Here is a 24,933-nt window from a genome sequence, read left to right as displayed (position 1 = left end):
CTGTCATGGAGGAGTTTAGGATGGGCTAGCACTTAAGCAAGCAGATGATCAACACTCACCTGCTCGTCTTTAGGCTCAGCCTGGGTTTAGTTCTGTGCTTGATTATCAGCATTACCAGACTCAGAATCGATCGGGTGTGAGCCCTCAAGCCCTTCCAATCCACCTAAGGCTTTAGCAGATAAGCGGATACGACCGCGATCATCGGTTTCGATGACTTTAACTTTGACTTTTTGACCGACTTTTAGGACATCATTAATGTCTTTGATACGGTAGTTGGCAATTTCAGAAATGTGTAATAAGCCATCTTTGCCAGGCAAGATTTGCACAATACCACCAAAGTCTAATAAACGTTGCACAGTCCCTTCATAGACTTGACCCACTTCGACCACCGCTGTTAAATCAGCAATGCGTTGCTGCGCTGCTTGCGCTTGCTCGAGGTCAGCACTCGAAATAGTAACCACACCTTCGTCACTAATATCGATTTGACAACCCGTTTCTTCAGTCAAGGCACGGATAGTCGCCCCGCCTTTACCGATGATGTCGCGGATTTTGTCGGGGTTGACTTTCATGGTGATCATGCGTGGTGCGAAGTCAGAGAGTTCTTGGCGAGAACCACCGATGGCTTCTTGCATTTTACCTAGAATGTGCATGCGACCTTCATTGGCTTGTTGTAGCGCCACTTGCATGATTTCTTTAGTGATACCTTGGATCTTGATATCCATTTGTAAGGCGGTAATACCGTTTTTGGTACCGGCCACTTTAAAGTCCATATCCCCTAGATGATCCTCATCACCAAGAATATCGGTCAACACGGCAAATTTATTACCTTCTTTGATGAGACCCATGGCAACGCCCGCAACGTGATCAGTCACAGGGACGCCGGCATCCATCATGGCTAAGCAACCACCGCATACGGACGCCATAGATGACGAGCCATTAGACTCGGTAATTTCAGACACAAGGCGAATGGTGTACTGGAACTCTTCGCTATTGGGTAGCGTCGCGACCAGTGCACGCTTAGCCAAACGACCATGACCGATTTCACGACGTTTTGGTGAACCAAAGCGACCCGCTTCACCGGTAGCAAATGGCGGCATATTGTAGTGCATCAAGAATGAATCACGGTACTCACCCATCACAGAATCAATGATTTGTTCGTCTGATTTAGTACCTAAGGTGGCCACAACTAAGGCTTGCGTTTCGCCACGTGTAAATAAAGCACTACCATGTGTGCGCGGTAAAACCCCTAGGCGGATAGAAATCGGACGTACGGTGCGAGTATCACGACCATCAATACGTGGTTCACCATTTAGAATTTGACCACGCACGACAGCGGCTTCTAAATCAAAAATAATGCTATCGACTTCAACCTCATCGATTTCTTGCTCGCTATTAGCGGCTTGTTCTTGTAGTTTTTGTTTGACGTTCGCGCTGATTTCTTTAAGTTTGGCTGAACGCTCTTGTTTTTGGCGAATTTTGAAAGCCTGAACAAGCTCTTCTTGAGCCAAGCCTTTGATGGTGTTGATCAGTTCTTGATTTTTGGGGGCGGCTTGCCAATCCCATTCAGGTTTGCCCGCTTTTTCGACAAGATTGTGAATCGCGTTAATAGCCACTTGCATTTGTTCGTGACCAAACACAACTGCACCCAGCATCACTTCTTCTGATAGTTGTTGGGCTTCAGATTCCACCATCAGTACAGCACTTTCGGTGCCGGCTACCACTAAATCCATTTGTGATTGCTTAAGTTGATCGACAGTTGGATTTAATACATAGTTGTTATTGACATAAGCCACACGTGCGGCACCAATAGGACCATTAAATGGAATACCAGAGATTGCCAAGGCCGCAGAACTACCAATCATGGCTGGAATATCGGGATCGATTTGTGGATCCACAGATAAGACATGCACAATCACTTGCACGTCGTTATAAAAACCTTCTGGGAATAATGGGCGTAAAGGACGATCAATTAAACGAGACGTTAAGGTTTCTTTCTCTGAAGGTTTACCTTCACGTTTGAAAAAGCCACCCGGGATTTTGCCGGCAGCGTAGGTTTTTTCGACATAGTCAACGGTCAAAGGGAAGAAGTTTTGGCCTGCTTTGGCTTCAGCAGCAGCGACTACAGTGGCCAATACCACAGTATCGCCCATAGAGACGACTACCGCACCAGAGGCTTGACGAGCAATCTCACCCGTTTCGAGAACGACTGTATGATCACCATACTGAAAGGTTTCGGAGAATTTATTAAACATTGAATTTCCTTTACACAATAAAAGCTAGCACATATCACGATACCATATGCACTAGGTAATAACAAAAAGCCGTCCACAGCACTAGGTGCCGCGACGGCCTTTCAAAAAAAGAGTTACCTTTTTAAGCTTACTTACGTAAACCTAATTTTTGGATCAAATCACGATAAGCATTAGCGTCACGTTTTTTGAGGTAATCCAATAATTTACGACGGCGGCTAACCATGCGTAACAAACCACGACGAGAGTGGTGGTCTTTTTTGTGTTCTTTGAAATGAGGGGTTAACTCGTTGATGCGTGCGGTTAAAAGAGCAATTTGCACCTCTGGAGAACCGGTGTCATTTTGGGAACGTGCAAAATCAGAAACGATTTGCGCTTTGTTGATATCTTGAACTGACATTATCTATCCTTATAAATAACAAGCGTTGACACAAGATGAATTGCCAACGTGAATAAAACAAAAACCATGCTTAAGACCCACTGTAAAATGAGCAACAATGAACGCATCATTCAAGATAGCCCCCTAATGAAACCTCCTAACAAAGCTTCTTAGGTAGCGCCTGTACTATTACGCGTACTGGCAGGAGCCTATGCATCTGTATGCAAAACTATATATGCGCTATATATGCATACGATATAGGCTTGTTGAGCTCATAAGTCGTAAGATACTCATAAGATGCTTATAAGATACTCACAAGCGGTCTTAATAATGGCTGATTTAATCAGTTTACTACCTGCTAGCTCAATGGCTTAGGTGTAACTGTACAAATTAAATCAGCTTGCTATTATAACCTGTTTATAATGGATAGGTTAGGGTTTTACTTAGTAAGGAACAAAACATGTGTCTGAACCGTCTTTCTCAGCCAATCTTAGGCCGCTTAATCAAGCTGCTCCCTATAGCAGCCGTAGTGAGTTTAGGCGCTTGTTCGACGTATCTAGATGTGCCCCCCAACAGCCCTCTCTCGGAAGTCGAGCGGATCATGGGCAAGCCGCGTTATAGCTGCCCGCTGCCTGACAACAAAACCAAATTGATTTGGAATAATCAGCCAATGGGACAGTATGGCTATGCCGCTGTCATGGACCAACAAGGGCTTGTCGATCGGGTTTATTCGAGTCTACGCGACGATAATATCCGGCGTTTAGGCTCAGGGGTGTGGAGCAAACAACGTGTTTGGTGTGAATTTGGCCCCCCTCAAGATATTGAGCGCGTAGGTTTAGGCGAAAAAAATGAAGTCGTCTGGTCCTATCGCTATAAACAAGCCAATGTTTGGAACTCTAAGCTTTATATATTTATGGGCAAAGATGGCGAGCAGGTCACGCACTATTATTCAGGTCCTGATCCTGCCTGGGATTGGCTCGGTGACTAGTGCTTGTGTTGTTATGACGTCGATAATGGCGATGATTGCACCCATTCTTAGTACCCTGGCTACCCTTCGTTTGTGTAGTACCATGAATAAACAGCGAGTGATGGCTTGACTACATATAGTCCCACTTTAGCAACATGCTAGAATTGTAGGTATTAACCACTATTTAAAGCAACAATTGACTTAAATTATGCAAATTTATAAGCCCCAAAGCCACCCAATGATTGCCAAAGAGGGTTGGCCTTTTATTGGACTGGCCTTGATTTTATTTATTATTACCGCGCTTTGGTCAGTTTGGTTATCCTTGCCTTTTTTACTGATTTTGGTATTTGTGGTGCAATTTTTTCGTGATCCTGCGCGTGTGGTTCCGCATGGTGATCATTTAGTGCTATCGCCCGCTGACGGTAAAATTGTCGCCATTAGCGAAGCTCATGACCCGTATGCTAAGCGTCAAGCCCTGAAAATCAGCGTTTTTATGAATGTTTTTAATGTGCATTCTAATCGCATGCCAGTCTCTGGCCATATTGTAGATATTAAGTATTTCAAAGGCTCATTTGTCAATGCCGATCTAGATAAGGCATCCCTAGAAAACGAACGAAATGCGATGTTGATCGAAACCAAATCTCAACAAACCGTCACTTGCGTGCAGGTGGCCGGTTTAGTCGCCCGACGTATTTTATGTTATGCCAAAGAAGGTATGAAGTTGGGGAGCGGTGATCGTTATGGTTTTATTCGTTTTGGATCCCGTGTCGATGTCTATTTGCCGTTACAGGCCAAACCTGCCGTTATGATCGGAGACAAAGTGAAAGCCACCGAAACGGTCTTGGCGTATTTAGCTGAAGATAGCCAAACAACTACCACTGAATAGGATGAATCATATGCGAACGCAAAGCCAACCGCCTAATCATCCTGCCTATTTTTTGCTGCCCAATGCCTTTACCACAGCAAATTTATTTGGTGGTTTCTACTCCATGTTAGCGGCCATGAACCAAAAGTTCGAACTCGCCGCCATTGCTTTGTTTGCCGCAATGATTATGGATGCAATGGATGGACGAGTGGCCCGTCTCACCCATACGCAATCCACCTTTGGTGAACAATACGATTCTATGGCGGATATCGTGTCCTTCGGGATCGCGCCCGCGGTCCTAACCTACTCCTATGTCTTACACGACATTGGTCGTTTAGGCTGGATGGCTGCATTTATTTATGTTGCTGGCGCCGCAATTCGTTTAGCGCGTTTCAATACCAATATCGAAGTGGTAGATAGTCGCTTCTTCCAGGGCCTCCCGAGCCCATCGGCCGCAGCGCTTACCGCCGGTTTTGTTTGGCTATCGGTAGACAATAAGCTGCCGATTTATAGTCATTCCATGACCGTTTGGTTAGCCTTTGCTATTACTGTGTATGCGGGGATTAGTATGATTTCTAATGCCCCTTTTTTCAGTGGTAAATCCATGCAAAAAGGCAATAAGAAATTTCCTGCCGCACTAATGGTCTTGTTGGTATTAGCCTTTGCGCTACTTTTACTGAATCCACCCATTACTATTTCTGTGTTTTTCTTAACCTATGCGCTATCAGGCTGGGTGCTTTATTTTATTCATATTCGGCGCGCCAAAAAACTCGGACGTCGCTACAAAGCCAACCGTTTATTACTGAAACCTAAGGACGAGTCCGAAAACATAGAACCCTAACTAAAAAAGCCTATCTACTCAGAGATAGGCTTTTTTTTGGCTGACTGTCTATAACCTCTAGACTTGATCGTCGACGCGCTCCAAAATGACCGCAGCGCCTTGACCTACACCAATACACATTGTGCACAAAGCGTACTTACCGCCACTACGTTGTAATTGATACAAAGCCGTAGTGACTAAACGAGCGCCAGAAGCCCCCAAGGGGTGACCTAATGCGATCGCCCCGCCATTAGGATTGACTTTTTCGGAGTCGTCAGGCAGACCTAAGTCGCGCATGCAAGCCAACCCTTGAGCCGCAAACGCCTCATTCAGTTCAACTAAATCCATTTGTTCAATACTCAAACCGGCTCTTTTGAGCGCTTTACGAGCCGCTGGAATCGGGCCAACACCCATCACCCGCGGTTCAACACCCGCCACGGCCATCGTGACCACTTTGGCGCGAGGTGTAAGACCATAAGCTTTGACCGCTTGCTCAGACGCCAATAGTACAGCGCAAGCACCATCATTGACGCCAGAAGCATTACCCGCCGTAATCGTACCGTCTGGACGCACAATGGGTTTGAGTTTAGCCAGCGCCTCGGCACTGGTCGCCCGCGGATGTTCATCCGTATCAACGACAATGGGATCGCCCTTGCGCTGAGGCACTTCAACTGGCACGATCTCTTCTTTAAATAAACCCGCCTGAATGGCTTTGGCGGCGCGCTCTTGACTGCGTAAGGCAAACGCATCTTGATCGGCACGACTGACATGATAATCATCCGCGACATTTTCGGCTGTCTCAGGCATAGAATCGATGCCATATTGTTTTTGCATTTTTGGATTGACAAAACGCCAACCAATCGTGGTGTCTTCGATCGTAGCACTACGCGAAAAAGCTTTGCTAGCTTTACCTACAACAAAAGGCGCACGAGACATACTCTCGACACCGCCTGCAATTATGAGATCGGCTTCTCCAGCCTTGATGGCGCGGGCGGCGGTACCAATGGCATCCAGGCTAGAGGCACATAAACGATTAATCGTGGCGCCTGGTACTTCTACCGGCAAACCCGCTAATAATAAGGCCATGCGTGCTACATTGCGATTGTCCTCGCCTGCCTGATTCGCACAACCTAATAAGACGTCATCCAATTGACTCCAATCGACCTTGGGATTGCGTTCTACTAGGGCTTTGATAGGGATAGCGGCTAAATCATCGGTGCGAACTGAAGATAAGGCCCCACCATATTTACCGAAAGGGGTGCGAATTGCATCACAAATATAGGCAACTGCCATAGCTTGACTCCTTTATTATTAAACATAATTATTGTACGTAGGTACTGTTTCCCTCAACCTGGGGACGGCTATCACTATGATAGCCCAGCGCTTTGCTGTGAGTAGGATTTGTAACAGCACCCTTTAATTTTTTCTAAAAAATAAGCGCCGTGACAGTAAGACGGCGCTTATTTGAGTGAATCACGCAGTGACTCAAGTTGACTTAAGCGACTGCGTTATTTGAGCGGTTTGCCGCTTTGGGCGTGCTCTTGGATGAGTTTAGGCACTTTCCAGAAATCCGCATGCTCAGGGTCATCATGTGCGAACCACTTCATACTGCGTTCTACATTGTATAAACCGACTTGTTGCGCATAGTTCATTGGACCGCCGGTGTGTGCTGGGAAGCCATAACCGTAGATATAGACCACGTCAATATCGGAAGCACGGGCGGCAATGCCCTCTTCGAGAATTTTGGCGCCTTCGCTAACCAGTGCATAGACACAACGATCGACAATTTCTTGATCGCTAAACTTGCGAGGGGTAATGCCTTGTTTTTGGCGGAATTCATCGATTAATGCCAATACTTCTGGATCCTCAATTGGCGTACGGTTGCCTTGTTCGTAAATATACCAACCACGACCGGTTTTTTGACCGAAGCGACCTTTTTCGCAGATGCGATCACTCACAGATTCAGGAATATTTGCCTCTGGATTCTCTTGACGTTGGCGTTTGCGAATTGCCCAACCAATATCGAGACCAGCCAGGTCACCTACGCGGAAAGGTCCCATGGCAAAACCAAATTTCTCGAGGGCGGTATCGATTTCTTTTGGGGTCGCACCTGCCATCATGATTTGTTCGGAAGCTTCACGATATTTAGCTAACATGCGGTTACCGATAAAGCCGTCGCAGACCCCAGATACCACCGGTTGTTTGCCAATATATTTACCAATTTGTAGCGCCGTGACTAAGACGTCTGGAGCGGTTTTATCACCGCGAACGACTTCTAGTAACTTCATGACGTTAGCTGGACTAAAGAAGTGCATGCCCACGACATCTTCTGGTCGCTGAGTAAAACTAGCGATCTTGTTGATATCAAGCGTTGAGGTGTTACTGGCCAAAATCGCACCTTTTTTGGCGATCTTATCGAGGTTTTCAAAGATGGTTTGTTTGACAGACATTTCTTCGAAAACGGCCTCGATGATGAGATCACAATCGGCTAGATCTTTGAGGTCCAGGGTAGTGCTTAGTAAGCTGAGGTTTTTGTCGACTTGTTCAAAAGTGATACGGCCTTTTTTGGCGGTATTTTCGTAGTTTTTGCGGATGATACCTAGACCACGATCCAAGGCTTCTTGTTTGGTTTCGGCGATGATGACAGGAATGCCTTTGCTAAGAAAGTTCATGGTAATGCCACCACCCATCGTACCGGCACCGACCACGCCCACTTTCTTGATATCACGCGGCTTGGTATCGGCGTCGATATCTGGGACCTTGAGAGCTTGGCGTTCGGAGAAGAAGATATGACGTAGAGCTTGAGATTCTGGACTCATGACCAGTTGATTAAATAAGTCACGCTCACGTTTAAGACCTTCTGGGAATGGCAAGGTACAACTACCGATAACGGCTTCTAGACATAGCTTAGGCGCTGGCATGTGCTTGCTGCGTTTATCATTTTCAAGCATGGTTTTAGCTTGGTTGTACATTTCTTTGTACATCACCTTACCTGCTGGTTCTTGGGCTCGTAAGTGTGGCCAAGGTTTGTTATCGGCATTTTCGAGGACGACTTTGATCCCCGCAGCGACCACGTCGTCATCAACTAAGGCTGAGAATAATTTAGGTAGTTTCTCGGCACGTTGGAATTTACCTTGGAGGATCATCTCTAGGGCTTTGGGAAGACCCACCGCACGCGGTAAGCGTTGGGTACCGCCACCCCCCGGTAAGAGCCCGATTTTGACCTCTGGTAGACCCACTGTCGCGTCTTTTTTGGCGACCCTGAAATGACAACCTAGAGCCAATTCGAAACCACCCCCTAAGCAATTACCACTAATCGCCGCACAAACTGGCTTGCGACTTTTTTCGAGGATTTCAATCAGTTGGCGTAAGTTCGGCGCCATATTGGCTTTTGGGGTGTTGAACTCGGTAATGTCTGCCCCTGCAGAAAAAAACTTAGCATTGCCAGTAATGACAATGCCTTTGATTTGTGGATCGAGCAGCGCCTTATCTAGGCTATCGACAATACCACGACGCAATTCCATGCTCAGTGCATTTGCGGGTGGATTGTTCATTTCTATAACAGCGACGCCTTGTTCTGTTTTGTAGTTAACTGCCATATATTCCTCCTAATTATAGAATGCGAAGCGTTGGACTTTGATTCAGGAATCATAACTGATAAACATTTGCTCTTATATACATGATAACCCGTTAATTGCGGGCTATTAGCGCTTGATCGCTCTATTTTGGCGACAGAATCAGGCTGTATTAATACTGGGGTTTTCATGAATTGAAGCTAAAAAAGAGTTATTTACAATGAATTCATAATGTTAAAAAGCAAAACAAGGAACTCAATATATGCAATTGCAAGATACTCCTGAGCAAGCCAAATTTCGGCAAGAAGTACAAGCTTTTCTAGAAAAAAATATCACTGACGAATTACGTCGTAAAGCCCAATCCCAAGAGCCACACTCCAAAGAGGACATTCTCAACTGGCAAAAAACGCTCTACCAACAAGGCTGGGGCGCGCCTAACTGGCCCAAGGAATTTGGTGGTACCGGCTGGGATGCTATCCAGAAGTACATCTTCGAAGAAGAATGTGCCAAATACGGGGCTCCTTTGCAATTACCCTTTGGCCTCAAAATGGTCGCGCCTGTCATTCAACGCTACGGTAACCAAGCCCAACAAGAATATTTTTTACCGCGCATCATCAAGGGTGAAGACTGGTGGTGTCAAGGGTACTCCGAACCTAATGCCGGCTCGGACTTAGCCTCACTTTCTACCCGTGCTGTACGCGAAGGCGATCATTACATCGTCAACGGCCAAAAAACCTGGACTACTCTGGCCCAACATGCTGATTGGATTTTCTGCTTGGTACGCACCAATACCGAAGTCAAAAAGCAAGCAGGTATTTCTTTCCTATTAATCGACATGAAAACCCCTGGCATTACGGTGCGACCAATTATCATGTTAGACAACGGTCACGAGGTCAATGAGGTCTTCTTTGATAATGTCAAAGTGCCTGTCGAAAACCTCATTGGCGAAGAGGACAAAGGCTGGACCTATGCCAAATACTTATTGGGTCACGAACGCACCAATATTGCACAAGTGGGCCATTCTAAATCACTACTAAAACGTCTCAAAAAAATCGCGGCATCACAACCTGGTGATGAGGGCGGTTCACTCCTAGAAGATACGCGTTTTCGCGACCAGATCGCTTGGGTTGAGCTAGAATTACGGGCGCTCGAAATTACCAATCTCAAGCTGCTGAGCAATGATCAAAAAGGTCCAGGCCCAGAGGCTTCCATTCTTAAGCTCAAGGGTTCCTTAATCCAACAACAAATTGCCGATCTAGGGGCGCGCGCCTTGGGTGGATATGGGGTTGCACAACGCGTCAATGTGGCCCAAAGCAATTCAGAGGCGATCGAAGCCTTCCCTGCCGCTTATAACTACTTGACTGACCGTTACTTAAACACTCGTAAGACAACGATTTATGGTGGCTCAGACGAAGTCCAACGTAGCATTATTTGCAAAATGATCTTAGGTGTTTAAGTAAAGGGGGAAAACATGGATTTAAATTTCACAGAAGAACAATCAGCATTAAGCGATACTCTACAACGATTTGGCCAAAAAGATTACAGCTTTGAACAGCGCCAAAAACGTCTTAAAGATAATCAACGTTACAACGAGCAAACTTGGCAAACCTTCGCAGAATTCGGTATTTTGGCGCTGCCATTTAGCGAAGAAGACGGTGGTCTCAATGGTAACTCTGTCGATACGCACGTCGCCATCAGTGCTTTAGCGCCTGCGCTTGTGCTTGAGCCATTAATCAGCACGTCTGTCTTGGCAGCAAGCCTGATCCAACAAGCTGACCAAAGCGACTTGCGAGCCCAACTCATCGAAGCGATAGCGAGTGGTCAATCTCGTTTTGCTTTTGCACACTATGAACCACAGCTGCGCTATAACACCCAAGATTTACAAACGCAAGCTAGCCAAAAAGACGGCAAAATTGTACTTAATGGTCACAAAGCCCACGTCGCTGATGCACCGGTAGCGACCCATTTGTTAGTCAGTGCCAAAAACGAATCTGGTCAACTAGGTGTTTACCTTGTCAAACAAGATGCTCAAGGTGTCAAACTGACGGACTACCCTTGTCATGACAATACCACCGCGGCCGAGGTATCTCTTGAGAATGTCGAGGTAGAATCTAATGCGGCCTTGATTAGCCCAGCGGAAGCTGCCATTGAATGGGCTTTGGCGCTTACCATCAATGCCCAAGTGGCCGAAGCAGCCAGCCTGGCTAAGGTCATGACGCAACACACCATCGAGTACCTTAAGACTCGTAAGCAATTCGGTGTACCGCTCAGTAATTTCCAGGCTTTACAACATCGTTTAGCCGAGATGATGACGGCAGCTACGCAAGCCGAGTCCATGGCCTTACTTTGTGCTATTAACTTACAGGACCGTGAACAGGCTGATCTAGCTTTAGTGCATGGCGCCAAAGCACATGTCTTCAAACTGGCCAAACAGATTGGCCAAGAAGCTATCCAAATGCATGGTGGCGTGGGTGTCACTGATGAGCTCGCCGTCTCTCATCTCTTTAAGCGTGTGATTAACCAGAGTATGCGTTACGGTGATGTCAATTATCACATCGCTCAATATAGCCATAGTCTGCTCACATCTGGCAAATAGTTATTATGACCCAAGCACACAACACTCAGTTTCAACCACCTGCTGGATTTGAACGCATCCGATCAGAGAGCCCGTTCAACGAACTTACGGGTCCTTATTATCTTGCCCTTCAAAACCAGCAGTTTGTGGCCTTGGGTATGCATGTCCAGGACAAGCACCTCAACCGCCTTGGCATTGTCCATGGCGGTACCTATATGACATTTGCCGACAATGCTTTTGGTCAAGCCATACTGGCACACTTTGACGGCCATGATGTGTCTTTTGTGACGGCCAATCTTGAGAGTCAATTTATGGCCGGCAGCCAGTTAGGGGATTGGCTCGAGGCCAAGGTCAATCTTAACCGGGTTGGCAAGACGCTTATCTTCGCAGAGTGCAAGCTTTACAACCAAGCGCAAATCGTCTTTGCCGCACAAGCGATTTTTGTAATCCCACGTAAATAGTCACTCCATAACGCTTCAACCCTATCGTTAGACGAGTACAGCGGCTATCACAGCCGCATTTTTATTTAAGGAAGATCTATGGCTACCTCTTTACATCCCACCGTTGCCAAACTGTACCAAGACATGCGTTTGCCAGTCATCTGCTCCCCCCTATTTATTATTTCCAATCCCAAGCTGCTGATTCAGCAATGCTTGAATGGAGTTATCGGCTCCATGCCGGCGCTCAATGCGCGGCCAGCCGAGCAATTCGAGGAATGGATGGCCGAAATACACAACACCCTTAGCCAAGCTAAGGCCGAGCAGCCAGACGCTAAGATTGCTCCTTATGCCATTAACCAAATCATTCATAAATCAAATGATCGCCTTGCCCATGATTTGGACGTCTGTGAGCAGTATCAAACCCCCATTATTATTACCAGTCTGGGTAAACCCACCGATGTCGTCAAAAAAGTACATGCCTGGGGCGGCTTAGTATTTCATGATGTCATTAGCAAAAAACATGCCCTCAAAGCTATCGAAGCCGGTGTGGATGGCATTATTGTGGTGGCGGCGGGGGCAGGCGGGCACGCCGGTCAACTCAGCCCTTTTGCTTTAGTCGCCGAAATTCGTGAAATATTTGACGGTCCGATTGTCTTATCGGGCGCGATTACCACGGGCCAGCATATTCTTGCAGCGCGCGCTATGGGCGCAGACTTTGCTTACATGGGTACGCGCTTTATTGCTACTCCCGAAGCGCGGGCTGTCGATGCTTATAAGCAAATGCTGGTCGATAGTTATGCCGAAGATATTCTCTACACGCCTTACTTTACTGGCATTCCGGGTAATTATTTGAGCCCAAGCGTCGTGGCCGCAGGTCTGGATCCGCAGCATCTCGATCTCGCCGACAAAGCCAAGACGAATTTTGGTTCGGATCGCAAAAAAGCCTGGAAAGATATTTGGGGCGCCGGCCAAGGGGTAGGGTCGATCAAAGCCATCATGCCCACTGCACAAGTCATCGCACAATTGCAAGAACAATACCTAGCCGCTAAACAAGCCTTACTCGACAGTAATATGTGATTGGGCGGCTTGGACAGTGATTATCGTTATAATAATCAGAGGATTAATTATCAATAGCAAGCTACTATGATTCGAGATCAAGAAACACAAAGTATTTTAGAAGATAGTTTATGGCGTTTTATCCAAGAGATTTTAGTACCTGCCGAAGAAGAAATTGCCGAAACCGATGAAATTCCAGACCGCATTATTCAGCAAATGCGGGAATTAGGCTTATTTGGTCTTACCCTTCCAGAAGAATACGGTGGGTTAGGACTAACCATGGAGGAAGAAGTCCGTATTGCCATGTTACTCGGCCAAACATCTCCTGCCTTTCGCTCTTATATCGGTACCAATAATGGGATTGGTAGTAGTGGTATTGTCATCGACGGTACGGAAGAACAAAAACAAAAGTACCTGCCTAAACTCGCCAGTGGCGAATTGATTGGTTCTTTTGCCCTAACCGAACCCAATGCCGGTTCCGATGCGGGTTCATTACGTACCACAGCAACTAAGGACGGTGACCATTACATTATCAATGGCACCAAACGCTTTATTACCAATTCGCCCCACGCCGGTATTTTTACAGTCATGGCGCGCACCTCAAAAGACATCAAAGGCTCAGCCGCTATCTCTGCCTTTGTCGTAGAAGCCAGTACCCCTGGCATCACCATCGGTAAAATTGACAAAAAAATGGGGCAAAAAGGGGCTCACACCGCCGATGTGATTTTTGAGAACTGCCGTGTGCCGGCTGCTGCCTTGATTGGCGGCAAAGAAGGCGTAGGCTTTAAAACCGCCATGAAAGTCTTAGACAAAGGACGTCTACATATTTCTGCCGTGGCCACTGGTTGCGCCAAACGTATGCTCCGCGATGCGCTCAATTACGCCCAAGAACGTCAGCAATTTGGACGCCCTATCGCTGACTTTCAATTAATTCAAGGGATGTTAGCCGACAGCAAAGCCGAGATTTATGCGGCTGAATGTATGATTGTCGATGCAGCGCGCCGTCGCGACCAAAAAGAAAACGTCTCCGCACTGGCTTCTTGCGCCAAATATTTCGCTACCGAAATGTGCGGCCGTGTGGCCGATCGTGCAGTGCAGATTTTTGGAGGTGCGGGCTACATTTCTGAATATGGTATCGAACGCTTTTATCGTGATGTGCGCTTATTCCGTCTCTATGAGGGCACCTCACAAATTCAGCAAGTGATTATTGCTAAGGATCTCCTCAAAAACGGTCTCTAATGACTTAGTCACTTAGCATTAACCGCCGTTCAATCCACGTCCACCAACGCCAACGCTCTACCCTAAGCGTTGGCGTCTTTTGTGTTTCATATCTTGGGTTTCTGGTTTGCTAAGCAAAATCAGACGCCTTATACTGGAACTATCGATAACACTAATAACGTATAAGGAAGGACTATGTCATTTATTGATAATCTAAAAAAACGTCGCACTATTTATCACTTAAGTAATCAACTAGATGTCGATAATCAAGAGCTAGTTGAATACATCAAAGAAGCTGTGCGTCACTCACCATCAGCATTTAATTCGCAAAGCTCCCGTGTAGTCATCCTTTTAGGTGATGAGCACAAAAAATTATGGCAGTTTTTCTTAGACGCCCTCAAAGAAGTCTCCAAAAGTGAAGAAGCCTTTGCGGGTACTAAACAACGTCTCGAAAACGGCATGATCTCTGCCTATGGCACTGTCTTGTTCTTTGAAGACACCGAAGTGGTCAAAGCCTTGCAAGCACAATATCCAACGTATGCTGATAATTTCCCTAAATGGTCAGAGCATTCTTCTGCCATTGCCCAATTATCTGTCTGGACGGCGCTTGCCGATCGTGGCATTGGTGCTAATTTACAGCACTATCATCCACTCGCCCAACAAAAAATTTATGATGAATGGCAAATCCCTAGTACCTGGAATTTCATCGCCCAAATGCCATTTGGTAAAATTGTTGAACCGGCTGGTCCTAAAGACTTTATGGATGATGATAAACGTTTCAAAGTCTTTGGTGCCTAAGCCAATCGGCGTAAGTGACTCGAGGTTGTTGCGCGTTGCTAGCGGTTCTCAGGCCTACAACAATGGCTAAGGCATACGAGCTTGAGCCGCTTCTCCAGACTTAGTCGATCACTGCAACGACACTACCTTGCAAGGACTTTACGAACAAAACCTCTTTATGAATTTCATAAAGAGGTTTTTATGTAGGCAAACGCCCCTTAGAGAGATCGGCGTTGATAATAAGTTCCTAAGTACCGAGAATTGAATTTAATTAGCCCTTTGGTGGCGTCTCTTCATCCTCTGGATCAGGCGTATAAATATAATTTTCGTTATTAAAGTGCTCTAAAGGTAATTGATTAGATTCGATAATATCGTCTTCTGCTTCTTCAGTTTCCGGATTCGCGCTCTGAGCGGTCGTTTCGTCCTCGTCGGCGTCATACTCAGTCTCATGTGACAACGCATTGGCTAACAATGACTCAGGCGTATCGGACGCATTTGGCGTCGCATTTTTGGCGTGTTTGCCTTTTTTGAGAACGGCCGGCCAGAGTTTGTTAAGCATACCCTCTGGTAGATTAGATAAATTATGCGGATCCTCAACTGACTCCTGAGCATTAACCTGATTGGCGCGTTGTGAAAGATTGCGCAACATTAGAAACTGATCATGTTGATCAATATCCTGATTTTGCGACAATTCGGACACCCCTTCTTGATCCAACTCTTCCCACAATTGCTGCATTAATTCGCTGGTTTCATTGAGATGCTCCCTGGCGATATCTTGCATATCAGTGTTTTCTATGCTTGGAATTTCGGGGTTATAGGCATCGGCCATCTCACGCGTCATGAGGCGATCACGAATGGCATAGAATTCAGCGAGCTCCTTGGCTTTGTAGTGATCAATACCGAGAATCTCGAGCGCATAGCTGGCACTACGAATGGCCGAATCAAAGGTCTCACGGACAATGCTATTGGCGCCAGCATAGTACAAATCATAGGTATGACTACGATCATAAGAGCGCGCAATGATTTTTAGTTTAGGAAAAGCCAGGCGCGCCTCACGCACTAAGGAGATACTTTGCTCTTGGTTATCAATCGCCACCACTAATAAACGCGCTTTATTGAGGCCTGCTGTGGCTAAAAGTTCAAGACGACTACCATCACCAAAATAGGTTTTGATGCCGACGCGATTAAGACCATCCACCGTGGTAGGATCATTATCAATAATGGTCGTCTCAAAGCCTAAAGAGTTAATCATGCTATTGACAACCTGACCATAGCGCCCGTGACCCACAATAATAATGGGATTGGATTCTTCGATGGCATCGGCTTCGCGGTTTTTGTTGCCCTTGAGCGTCCAAGGAACGATGACTTTGTCATAGGCAATAAAGCACAGCGGTGTTAAGAGCATAGAAATGGTCACAATCATCGATAAATTATCGCTAATGTGATCAGGTAAGACTTGGTTATGATGTCCCAATTCAATCAACACAAAACCAAATTCACCGGCTTGTGCCAGCGCCAACATAAACAAGAAACGATCATTGGTACGCAGTTTAAAGATCAGTGCCAAGAGATATAACACCAGCATCTTGATCAGCATTAAACCAATGGTGGCGCCAATAATCAAAAAGAACTTGTTGTACAGCAAGTGATAATTAATGCCGGCGCCAACCGTCATAAAGAACAAGCCCATAAGTAAGCCTTTGAAGGGCTCTAAATTGCTCTCAAGAACGTGGCGATACTGGCTATTGGCGAGCACCATCCCGGCGATAAAGGCCCCTAATGCAGGTGATAGACCAATCATTGACATGAGGATGGCAATACCAATCACCAAGGCCAATGTAAATAAGGTAAAGACCTCACGCAGACGCACCTGCGCTAAGAATTTAAGAATGGGATTGGATAAAAAGTGCTCAACCACCACCAATAAGGCAATCACGACCACCGTCACAATGGTTTTGACATAACCACTCATACCGGTGAGTAAGTCGATATTGTCTGCTGAATGAATGTTGCTTGGGGTAGTCACGGCCAAAGCTAACAGCGGTAGCAAGGCCATCATGGGAATGGAGGCGATATCTTGAAAGAGCAACACAGCAAATGACGATTGACCGCCAGGGCTGCTATTGAGATTTTTTTCGTCGAGGGTTTGTAGCACAATCGCCGTGGATGACAACGACATAATACAGCCAATCGCCACACTTGTTTGCCACGGTTGATCAAAAATATAATAGCAGCTCAACCCAATCGCTATGATTGATAGCGCGATCTGCAAGCCTCCTAAACCGATGAGTTTGTAGCGCAATTCCCATAATTTACTGGGTTTGAGCTCGAGCCCGACCAAGAATAACATCATGACCACGCCGAACTCGGCCACCTGCTGCAGACTCTCGGTCTCTTCGCCGGCGATCCCCAACACCGGTCCAATCACAATCCCTGCTAACAAGTAACCTAGTACTGTACCTAAGCCTAAACGTTTGCAGATAGGCACTGAAACGACGGCTGTGAATAGGTAAATAAAGGCACCAATAAGCAGATAATTCATAGAGTTAGGTTTTTATAATTGCTAGAAGAAGACACAGCCTTGGCTGCTAAATGGGTTCTTTTTAAGATACCGAAAAGTCTTTAAAAAATCAATTAAAAAGCCTTCGTGCAGCGCAGCGAACCACGTCTGGACACGAAGGCGTTAGGGGACTGATTTACTTAGTTTTTAGTTTGGTCAACCAGTTTATTTTTGGCAATCCAAGGCATCATTTCTCGAAGTTTGCCGCCCACTTGCTCGATTTGAGATTCAGCATTGATGCGACGACGGGAAGTCAGTGTTGGCGCCCCCGCATTGTTTTCGAGAATAAAGCTTTTAGCGTACTCACCCGTTTGGATGTCTTTTAGGCATTTACGCATCGCTTTTTTGGACTCTTCATTGACTACGCGAGGACCCGTCACATATTCACCATACTCTGCATTATTAGAGATAGAGTAATTCATGTTCGCGATCCCGCCTTCGTAGATGAGGTCAACGATTAATTTGAGTTCATGTAAACACTCGAAATAAGCCATCTCAGGTGCATAACCGGCTTCGACTAAGGTTTCAAAACCAGCCTTAATAAGTTCGACCGTACCCCCACAAAGCACAGCTTGTTCACCAAACAAATCGGTTTCAGTTTCTTCGCGGAAGCTGGTTTGGATCACCCCTGCTCGGCCACTACCAATCGCGCTCGCATAAGACAAGGCAACGTCACGAGCCGAACCCGATTTATCTTGGTGAATGGCAATGAGTGAAGGCACACCACCGCCTTGCGAATAAGTGCTGCGTACGGTATGACCTGGCGCTTTAGGCGCAATCATAAAGACATCAACGTCATCGCGTGGCACGACTTGACCGTAGTGAATATTGAAACCATGGGCAAAGGCTAAAGCCGCTCCAGATTTCAGATTGTCATGGATGTGCTCTTTGTAAACTGCAGGAATATTTTCGTCTGGCAATAACACCATCACCACATCAGCTTCTTTGACGGCGTCAGCCACTTCGGCGACTTTGAGACCCGCATTCTCGGCTTTGGACCATGATGCACCATTTTTGCGCAGACCTACCACCACGTTCACGCCAGATTCGTGCAAATTAAGTGCATGGGCATGACCTTGCGAGCCATAACCAATAATGGCCACTTGCTTACCTTTAATTAATGACAAATCACAATCTTTATCGTAAAAAACTTTCATAATCTTCCTTTTTGTAAAAATAAATCTTTGCAGATTTAGCACTTAAATACGTAAAATGCGTTGTTCGCCTCGGCCAATTCCAGAAATACCCGTGCGTACGGTTTCCAGAATGGAACTCGGTTCGAGGATATTGATGAATGATTGAATTTTTTCGCTGGTACCACTCAGTTCAATGGTGTAGGTCTTGCGACTCACATCCACAATATTGCCTCTAAAGATTTGGCTCAGTCGCATGATCTCCTCACGCTCTTTGCCTAACGCTCTGACCTTGATAAGCAATAATTCGCGCTCAATATGCGCACCTTCATTGAGGTCAACCACCTTGACCACATCGACAAGCCGATTGAGCTGCTTGGTGATTTGCTCAATAATATCTTCGGCGCCTAGGGTAGTAATCGTCACCCTTGATAAGCTACCATCCTCAGTGGGGGCAACGTTAAGTGTCTCGATGTTATAACCACGGGCAGAGAATAAACCCACAACTCTGGATAATGCGCCTGGGGCATTTTCTAATAATATAGCGATACTATGTTTCATATTGCCCCCTTAAACCGCTTGACCATTAATCAACATATCAGTCAGGCCCTTGCCACTTTGCACCATTGGCCATACATTGGCATCGCGATCAGTGTAAATATCTAAGAACACCAAGCGGTCTTTGTGTTTACCAAAAAAGGCTTCTTTGAGGGCGGGCTCAACATCAGCAGGCTTTGTAATTTGTATGCCAATATGGCCGTAACTCTCTACCAATTTAACAAAATCTGGCAAGGACTCCATATACGATTCTGAATAGCGTTTCTCATAATCAAGCTCTTGCCATTGTCTGACCATGCCTAAGTAACGATTATTGAGACAAATGATTTTTGGGGTGAAGTGATATTGTTTGCAGGTAGCCAGCTCTTGGATATTCATTTGAATAGAGCCTTCGCCAGTAATCACGGCCACTTGCTGACCTGGATTGGCCATCTGTACGCCCATCGCATAAGGTAAACCTACGCCCATCGTGCCCAAGCCGCCAGAATTAATCCAATGCCTAGGTTGTTCGAAACCATAATATTGGGCTGCCCACATCTGATGCTGCCCGACATCTGAGGCGACAAAGGCATTGCCTTGAGTAAGCTCACAGAGTTTTTGGATCACAAATTGCGGTTTGATTAATTCCTCCGAATATTCATAAGCAAGACATTGACGATCACGCCAGTGTTCAATCTGCTGCCACCAGCCATCGAGTGATTTAGTGGTCTTGTTATCTTTATTCTGTAATTGCTCCATCAAGGCCTGCAGGACATTTTTGACATCCCCAACAATTGGGATATCGGCTTTGACGCGTTTGGAGATCGATGAAGGATCCACATCAATATGGATGATTTTGCGATCGATTTGTCTAAAGTGTTTGACATTCCCGATCACCCGATCATCAAAACGAGTGCCCACGGCAATCACGACATCACTGTTTTGTAATGCCATATTGGCTTCATAGTAGCCGTGCATGCCTGGCATACCCACATAGTTCGGATGACTGGCATTCAGCCCTCCCAAGGCCATCAATGTGGTCGTACAAGGCGCATTCAGTAATTCTGTAAAGGCGCGTAACTCCTTGGCAGCATCGGCGAGAATCACACCGCCGCCCGCATAAATAATAGGACGATTGGCTTGACGAATTGCTTGCGCGGCTTTTTTGATTTGGCCCATATGCCCTTTGGTCACAGGGGCATAAGAACGCATGGTTACCGGCCCTTTGGGGGCAGAATATTTGCAATTGGCGAGCGAGACGTCTTTGGGAATATCCACCAATACTGGGCCTGGACGACCGCTTTTGGCGATATAAAAGGCCTTGCGCATAGTGGCCGCGAGGTCTTTGACATCGCGCACCAAAAAATTATGTTTGACACAGGGACGCGTAATACCTACCGCATCACATTCTTGAAAGGCATCCTCCCCGATTAACTTGGTGCCCACTTGACCACTAATAATGACCAGCGGAATAGAGTCCATGTACGCAGTGGCAATACCAGTGACGGCATTGGTTAGGCCAGGACCACTAGTGACCAGACAGACACCCACTTGGTTAGAGGATCGAGAATACGCATCGGCCGCATGTACAGCCGCTTGCTCGTGACGCACTAAGATGTGCTTGAAGTCTTTTTGTTTGAAGATGGCATCGTAGATATAAAGTACGGCGCCGCCAGGATATCCAAACACATGTTTGACACCTTGTTCGGCAAGGCACTTGACTACGATATCAGCACCGATTAAGTCCATGATTGTTCCTTTCATAACCATCACGATTCTTAAGAAGGCTAGCGCCGCCACAGCTACCCGTCTCCTATTGCCTAGCAACGCTTTTAATCTCACTGAGATTATCCACTTACCAAACAATAAGTCGAAATACCCATGATTCTTAAGATTGTGATGAGCCTAAATGACCGAGTTTGAAATGAATGGCCCACTTAAGTTTGTGACCTAAGTCGCCCCCAAATCTATAAGAATATTTTATGTGTAACAAAATGTTCTTATGTTGCAGTAAAGTAGTACTTATACTGTTATGTACAATGGTATATTGCCCATAAGATTTAAAATTTACCTGATACATTTACAAAATGCAATCCTAATTTATACTGTTACTTAAATATTTTGTTTTTATGTTGCAAAACACGATCTATCCTCAAAAAATCACTTTTTTTGATAGGTGTTAACCCTTAGGTTGTGCGTCATGGACTCGTACTCAGATAGTTTTATCAAGTTTATTTATGGCCCTAATTTATATTTTGGGCTCCGCAAAGGACTGGGTTTATTTTTTGCCATTTCCTTGTTTTTTATCTTATTCCCCAATTTTGAAGTAGGCTTTGCCTTTGCCACTGGCGTGCTCTGCGAAAGTTTTATTGATACGTCCAACAATACCTACCGGGTGCGTATGAACGAGCTGCTAGTGGGTGGGTTATTGATTATTTTTGGGATTTATATTGCCAATCTCGTATCGACGTTTCCGATCTGGTCTTGGTTGGTGATCACCCTGTTGGTATTTGCTTATTCAATGTTGGCAGTCTATGGCAAGGTGGGATCTTTAATTTGTTTCTCGGCACTGCTAGCAACGCTGACCACCTACACTCGCTCTTATCCCATTGATAGCGCACTCGAATATACCCTGATTGGTGCCGCGGGAGTGCTGTTGTATTTTGCTTATAGCGCTTTTTTTGGTTTTATTTTTATTCAGCACGAACGACGCCAAATCATGGCCACCGCCTTATATGACACGGCGAATTACATTCACTTTCGCGCCAATTTATTTGATATCAATAAAAACCTGGATGATACCTACAAAAAACTCATTCCACGTCTCTCCAAAATGGTCGAGAGCCAAGGGATTGCACGAGAAATGGTGCTACGGATTTTCGGTCAAGCCAACGAAAAGAATCAAAAAAGAATCCGTCTTTGGAATATATACGTAGAGATGGATTCAATTCTAGATAGCATGGTCTCGACGCAAACCGATTATGCCTACTTACATGAACGCTTAGGCAATCACGATGCCATGCTGTTTATGCGTGACACCCTCAAAAAACTGGCCCAAACCTTAGATCATGCCGCGACTGACTTGCTACGCCATCGGCCTTTGTCGTACCGCAATAGTGTCAAAGCCGAATTACGCGCTCTGGAGTTCGAAATCGAAACCTTTCGTCAAGAGCGTCTACCCGATACCGATCCCGACCTATATGGGCTGATGATTAAAGTTTTACGACGCTTACGGCATGCCAATTTTTGTGTCAATACCATCTCTGATAACCTGCGCGCGGATCAAACCCTGGAATTCAAAAGTACCTACAATCGTGACAAGAGTCTTTTGCACTTACGCACGTCTCAACGTTACAAAATCAGCACACTATTTAAAAACCTTAATCCCCAATCCTCCGCTTTTCGATATGCAGTACGTATTAGTACCTTGGTATTTCTTGTGCTCATCTTTAACTCCGTAGTGGCCTTAATTCCGATAAATAAAGAGTTGCATGAGAACTTACTGGGACACGCCAATTGGATCTTGTTTACGATTATTTTGATTATGCGATCGGGCTTTGCGACGACTTCGCAACGCTCTAGTTGGCGCCTGGTCGGTACCCTAATCGGCTGTCTTTTGACCTTGGGGTTCTTGTTATTGACCCGCAATACCGTGGTAATTTTTATCTTTTTCTTTATCTGTATTATTCTCTCTAATACCTTTTCACCGACCAATCTGCGACTCGGGTCGATCTTTACGACCGCTTATGTCTTAATCGGTTTTTATTTTATTACGCCTGATTTCTATTGGGTGGTCGGACAACGCCTAATCGATACGATTGTGGCGTCTATCTTGTGTTATATCTTTAGTTTTGTGCTGCCGCGCTGGGAAAAAGATCTTATCCCTAATTTAACGCAAAAGGCAGTCGATTGTGTCACCGCTTATCTGTACTATGCCTTACGCTATAGTGAATCTATTCATAATCCCACTGGCGCACTGTCGCCGCAAGAGCTCAAGGCGCATGCAGACAATCAAGAATACGTCAATCTACAAGTGGCCCGCAAAGACATGCAATCGAGTTATCGCGCCTTTACAGAGAGTTTTTCGCGCATGATGAATGAGCCTAAACGGCAACAGCTGGATGTAGTGAGCCTTAATAATATTCAGATTCAACTCGATGCCATGGCCAACCAAATCAGTGCCACTATTCCTATTCTGGAATCCTATGAAGTGATCCCAGAATCTATTTATAATAATTTGAATTACATCCAATCTATACTCGAAGGCAAAGCTGAGCAACGTAAGGATCCGATCGCGGATATTTCTAACGAAAATATCAATTTACGCTTTCCCATCAAGCAAATGTTTATTTCTGCTAGCCAGATTCAACAAGAGCTCCTTAAATTAGACTTTGCCAAACCCAAGGAAATTGCGCATGAAGCCAGCTGATCCGTCTTTTTTCTTCCCAGCACCGGTCTTACAAAAATTCTGTACGCAATGTGGAGGGCAACTGACGCGCTTGGTCCTCGAAGGAGATCATGCCCCACGCGATGTCTGTTTACACTGTGGTGCGGTGCATTATCGTAATCCTCTGGTGGTAGTGGGCGCCATCCCGGTATATCGCAATAAAATCTTACTCTGTCAGCGCGCCATTGAACCGCGCTACGGCACGTGGACCTTTCCTTCTGGATTTATGGAACTGAATGAGAGTAGTGCCGAAGGCGCGGCTCGTGAGACGCTTGAAGAAGCAGGCGCCACAGTACAGATCGGTAATTTGCATTGCGTCATCAATATTCCAGACATCAGTCAAATTCACATTTATTATTTGGCGCATTGTAGTAGTGATTATCTGGATCCAGGCCCCGAAAGCCTTGCGGCGGGCTTTTATGATCTCGCCGAGATCCCATGGGAGAATTTAGCCTTCCGCTCGATTCGTACGGCGCTTGAGCATTATGTTAATGACCTCAACCTTGAAAAACCACAACCACATATTTATGAGCTCAGAAAAAAAGACTTTTAACTTTCTAGAACGCTATCAATCTTTACTGCTCAAGACTATTCCCCAACTTCACGCCATCCATTTTGACGAAGCCCTCCCTGTGGGGCTGCTTGCTTACAGTGAACATCTGCATACCGATTATCTGCAGCATGCCTATGCCATAGGTGCTTTTCCTTGGTCACACCCCGATCAAGCGGTGGTGTTATGGTGGTATCCTCCACAACGCATGGTCTTACCCGTGGCCAATTTTCATATCAGTCATTCACTCAAAAAAACGCTCAAAAAAATTATTCAACAAGGTTCGCAAAGTCCTATTCAAGTAACCACTGATCGCTGCTTTCACAACGTACTCCGTTGTTGTGCGCAACTGCGCCAAGAGGAAGGCACTTGGATCACACCAGAATTCGCGCAATGCTATGGCGACTTATATCGCATGGGCTTGGCGCATAGTATAGAGGTCTGGCAAGACGAACATTTGATTGGCGGTTTATATGGGGTCTGCATCGGTAAGATGTTTTATGGTGAATCCATGTTCAGTATCCAAAGCAATGCCTCTAAAATCGCTCTTGCAGGCTTAGTCAGTTTATTACGAGACAAAGGCATCGATCTCATCGATTGCCAACAAGACACGGCTCATCTCAGACGTATGGGCGCAGCGACCATCGACGCTCAACATTTTTTTGCAGCCTTGCAGGCTCGTGTGACTCAATCCAGCGTCAGTTGGAATCCCGAAACGATCACCCTGCACAATTTATTTGCTGCCACCTAGCCATCCGTACCCAATGACCACCTCGCCTTTATAT

General features: G+C 45.9%; 20 protein-coding genes. 12 read left to right on the top strand and 8 right to left on the bottom strand.

The features are described from left to right. Positions 1-86: 86 nt before the first annotated feature. Together pnp and rpsO are read right to left on the bottom strand one after the other, a co-directional pair. Entirely contained in the window at positions 87-2,252 is a 2,166-nt protein-coding gene (gene pnp, locus Q335_RS0105555; RefSeq protein ID WP_028357785.1) for a polyribonucleotide nucleotidyltransferase, read from the bottom strand. Between the two features lie 127 nt (positions 2,253-2,379). Continuing rightward, positions 2,380-2,649 (bottom strand): 30S ribosomal protein S15, encoded by a 270-nt coding sequence (gene rpsO / locus Q335_RS0105550; protein ID WP_028357784.1) that lies wholly within the window; start codon positions 2,647-2,649, stop codon positions 2,380-2,382. Positions 2,650-3,088: 439 nt separating this feature from the next. Here rpsO and Q335_RS0105545 point away from each other — a divergent pair, with 439 nt between their 5' ends. The 3 genes from Q335_RS0105545 to pssA all read left to right on the top strand — a co-directional run bounded on the left by Q335_RS0105545 (position 3,089) and on the right by pssA (position 5,301). Then, positions 3,089-3,616, top strand: a complete 528-nt coding sequence (locus tag Q335_RS0105545; protein ID WP_028357783.1) for a hypothetical protein — start codon at positions 3,089-3,091, stop codon at positions 3,614-3,616. A gap of 187 nt (positions 3,617-3,803) precedes the next feature. Further along, positions 3,804-4,481: a phosphatidylserine decarboxylase gene (locus Q335_RS0105540; protein ID WP_028357782.1), complete on the top strand. Its 678-nt coding sequence runs from the start codon at positions 3,804-3,806 to the stop codon at positions 4,479-4,481. Positions 4,482-4,491: 10 nt separating this feature from the next. Continuing rightward, on the top strand, positions 4,492-5,301 hold the full coding sequence (gene pssA, locus Q335_RS09425; RefSeq protein ID WP_245588287.1) for a CDP-diacylglycerol--serine O-phosphatidyltransferase: 810 nt from the start codon (positions 4,492-4,494) through the stop codon (positions 5,299-5,301). Positions 5,302-5,358: 57 nt separating this feature from the next. Here the strand turns inward: pssA and pcaF are convergent, their stop codons facing one another. After that, positions 5,359-6,573: a 3-oxoadipyl-CoA thiolase gene (gene pcaF, locus Q335_RS0105530; protein ID WP_028357781.1), complete on the bottom strand. Its 1,215-nt coding sequence runs from the start codon at positions 6,571-6,573 to the stop codon at positions 5,359-5,361. A 215-nt stretch (positions 6,574-6,788) separates the two neighbouring features. Further along, complete coding sequence (locus Q335_RS0105525) at positions 6,789-8,879, bottom strand: 3-hydroxyacyl-CoA dehydrogenase NAD-binding domain-containing protein (protein ID WP_028357780.1); 2,091 nt, start codon at positions 8,877-8,879, stop codon at positions 6,789-6,791. Between the two features lie 238 nt (positions 8,880-9,117). Between Q335_RS0105525 and Q335_RS0105520 the strand changes: the two genes are divergently transcribed. The 6 genes from Q335_RS0105520 to Q335_RS0105495 all read left to right on the top strand — a co-directional run bounded on the left by Q335_RS0105520 (position 9,118) and on the right by Q335_RS0105495 (position 14,942). Beyond that, complete coding sequence (locus tag Q335_RS0105520; protein WP_028357779.1) at positions 9,118-10,311, top strand: acyl-CoA dehydrogenase family protein; 1,194 nt, start codon at positions 9,118-9,120, stop codon at positions 10,309-10,311. A gap of 15 nt (positions 10,312-10,326) precedes the next feature. Then, positions 10,327-11,451 carry an acyl-CoA dehydrogenase family protein gene (locus tag Q335_RS0105515; protein WP_028357778.1) on the top strand — a complete coding sequence of 375 codons (1,125 nt, stop codon included), beginning with the start codon at positions 10,327-10,329 and terminating at the stop codon, positions 11,449-11,451. A 5-nt stretch (positions 11,452-11,456) separates the two neighbouring features. After that, positions 11,457-11,891: a PaaI family thioesterase gene (locus Q335_RS0105510; RefSeq protein WP_028357777.1), complete on the top strand. Its 435-nt coding sequence runs from the start codon at positions 11,457-11,459 to the stop codon at positions 11,889-11,891. 78 nt (positions 11,892-11,969) lie between these two features. After that, positions 11,970-12,947 (top strand): NAD(P)H-dependent flavin oxidoreductase, encoded by a 978-nt coding sequence (locus tag Q335_RS0105505; RefSeq protein WP_028357776.1) that lies wholly within the window; start codon positions 11,970-11,972, stop codon positions 12,945-12,947. 66 nt (positions 12,948-13,013) lie between these two features. Next, positions 13,014-14,165: an acyl-CoA dehydrogenase family protein gene (locus tag Q335_RS0105500; RefSeq protein ID WP_028357775.1), complete on the top strand. Its 1,152-nt coding sequence runs from the start codon at positions 13,014-13,016 to the stop codon at positions 14,163-14,165. 174 nt (positions 14,166-14,339) lie between these two features. Further along, a complete protein-coding gene (locus tag Q335_RS0105495; RefSeq protein ID WP_028357774.1) occupies positions 14,340-14,942 on the top strand; it encodes a nitroreductase family protein in 603 nt (200 codons plus the stop codon). Between the two features lie 250 nt (positions 14,943-15,192). Here Q335_RS0105495 and Q335_RS09420 read toward each other — a convergent pair whose 3' ends face one another. The 4 genes from Q335_RS09420 to ilvB form a co-directional block, all read right to left on the bottom strand. Further along, positions 15,193-17,463: a monovalent cation:proton antiporter-2 (CPA2) family protein gene (locus Q335_RS09420; protein ID WP_084493551.1), complete on the bottom strand. Its 2,271-nt coding sequence runs from the start codon at positions 17,461-17,463 to the stop codon at positions 15,193-15,195. Positions 17,464-17,621: 158 nt separating this feature from the next. Next, on the bottom strand, positions 17,622-18,638 hold the full coding sequence (gene ilvC, locus Q335_RS0105485) for a ketol-acid reductoisomerase (RefSeq protein WP_028357773.1): 1,017 nt from the start codon (positions 18,636-18,638) through the stop codon (positions 17,622-17,624). Positions 18,639-18,680: 42 nt separating this feature from the next. Continuing rightward, positions 18,681-19,175, bottom strand: coding sequence for an acetolactate synthase small subunit (gene ilvN / locus Q335_RS0105480; RefSeq protein ID WP_028357772.1), 495 nt, complete (start codon positions 19,173-19,175; stop codon positions 18,681-18,683). Positions 19,176-19,184: 9 nt separating this feature from the next. Then, the gene (gene ilvB, locus Q335_RS0105475) at positions 19,185-20,900 is read right to left on the bottom strand and encodes a biosynthetic-type acetolactate synthase large subunit (RefSeq protein WP_028357771.1); all 1,716 of its coding nucleotides are present in this window, start codon (positions 20,898-20,900) and stop codon (positions 19,185-19,187) included. 451 nt (positions 20,901-21,351) lie between these two features. Between ilvB and Q335_RS09415 the strand changes: the two genes are divergently transcribed. From Q335_RS09415 to aat, 3 genes are read left to right on the top strand one after another with little or no spacing between them, the layout of a single operon-like run. Further along, a complete protein-coding gene (locus Q335_RS09415) occupies positions 21,352-23,580 on the top strand; it encodes an FUSC family protein (protein ID WP_051532322.1) in 2,229 nt (742 codons plus the stop codon). Continuing rightward, on the top strand, positions 23,567-24,151 hold the full coding sequence (locus Q335_RS0105465) for an NUDIX hydrolase (protein WP_028357770.1): 585 nt from the start codon (positions 23,567-23,569) through the stop codon (positions 24,149-24,151). The genes Q335_RS09415 and Q335_RS0105465 overlap by 14 nt, the downstream gene beginning before the upstream one ends. After that, positions 24,126-24,899, top strand: coding sequence for a leucyl/phenylalanyl-tRNA--protein transferase (aat, locus tag Q335_RS09410; protein WP_051532321.1), 774 nt, complete (start codon positions 24,126-24,128; stop codon positions 24,897-24,899). Before Q335_RS0105465 ends, aat begins: the two co-directional genes overlap by 26 nt. Positions 24,900-24,933: the final 34 nt, after the last annotated feature.

Origin of the sequence: Brackiella oedipodis DSM 13743 (assembly GCF_000621025.1) — a bacterium.
In the GTDB taxonomy this organism is placed as follows: domain Bacteria; phylum Pseudomonadota; class Gammaproteobacteria; order Burkholderiales; family Burkholderiaceae_B; genus Oligella; species Oligella oedipodis.
This window is presented reverse-complemented; position numbering and strand designations above follow the sequence as displayed.

Bases quoted from the DNA above. Each gene is read 5' to 3' on its own strand.
- pnp (WP_028357785.1), bottom strand. From the start codon at position 2,252: ATGTTTAATAAATTCTCCGAAACCTTTCAGTATGGTGATCATACAGTC.
- rpsO (WP_028357784.1), bottom strand. From the start codon at position 2,649: ATGTCAGTTCAAGATATCAACAAAGCGCAAATCGTTTCTGATTTTGCA.
- Q335_RS0105545 (WP_028357783.1), top strand. From the start codon at position 3,089: ATGTGTCTGAACCGTCTTTCTCAGCCAATCTTAGGCCGCTTAATCAAG.
- Q335_RS0105540 (WP_028357782.1), top strand. From the start codon at position 3,804: ATGCAAATTTATAAGCCCCAAAGCCACCCAATGATTGCCAAAGAGGGT.
- pssA (WP_245588287.1), top strand. From the start codon at position 4,492: ATGCGAACGCAAAGCCAACCGCCTAATCATCCTGCCTATTTTTTGCTG.
- pcaF (WP_028357781.1), bottom strand. From the start codon at position 6,573: ATGGCAGTTGCCTATATTTGTGATGCAATTCGCACCCCTTTCGGTAAA.
- Q335_RS0105525 (WP_028357780.1), bottom strand. From the start codon at position 8,879: ATGGCAGTTAACTACAAAACAGAACAAGGCGTCGCTGTTATAGAAATG.
- Q335_RS0105520 (WP_028357779.1), top strand. From the start codon at position 9,118: ATGCAATTGCAAGATACTCCTGAGCAAGCCAAATTTCGGCAAGAAGTA.
- Q335_RS0105515 (WP_028357778.1), top strand. From the start codon at position 10,327: ATGGATTTAAATTTCACAGAAGAACAATCAGCATTAAGCGATACTCTA.
- Q335_RS0105510 (WP_028357777.1), top strand. From the start codon at position 11,457: ATGACCCAAGCACACAACACTCAGTTTCAACCACCTGCTGGATTTGAA.
- Q335_RS0105505 (WP_028357776.1), top strand. From the start codon at position 11,970: ATGGCTACCTCTTTACATCCCACCGTTGCCAAACTGTACCAAGACATG.
- Q335_RS0105500 (WP_028357775.1), top strand. From the start codon at position 13,014: ATGATTCGAGATCAAGAAACACAAAGTATTTTAGAAGATAGTTTATGG.
- Q335_RS0105495 (WP_028357774.1), top strand. From the start codon at position 14,340: ATGTCATTTATTGATAATCTAAAAAAACGTCGCACTATTTATCACTTA.
- Q335_RS09420 (WP_084493551.1), bottom strand. From the start codon at position 17,463: ATGAATTATCTGCTTATTGGTGCCTTTATTTACCTATTCACAGCCGTC.
- ilvC (WP_028357773.1), bottom strand. From the start codon at position 18,638: ATGAAAGTTTTTTACGATAAAGATTGTGATTTGTCATTAATTAAAGGT.
- ilvN (WP_028357772.1), bottom strand. From the start codon at position 19,175: ATGAAACATAGTATCGCTATATTATTAGAAAATGCCCCAGGCGCATTA.
- ilvB (WP_028357771.1), bottom strand. From the start codon at position 20,900: ATGGACTTAATCGGTGCTGATATCGTAGTCAAGTGCCTTGCCGAACAA.
- Q335_RS09415 (WP_051532322.1), top strand. From the start codon at position 21,352: ATGGACTCGTACTCAGATAGTTTTATCAAGTTTATTTATGGCCCTAAT.
- Q335_RS0105465 (WP_028357770.1), top strand. From the start codon at position 23,567: ATGAAGCCAGCTGATCCGTCTTTTTTCTTCCCAGCACCGGTCTTACAA.
- aat (WP_051532321.1), top strand. From the start codon at position 24,126: ATGAGCTCAGAAAAAAAGACTTTTAACTTTCTAGAACGCTATCAATCT.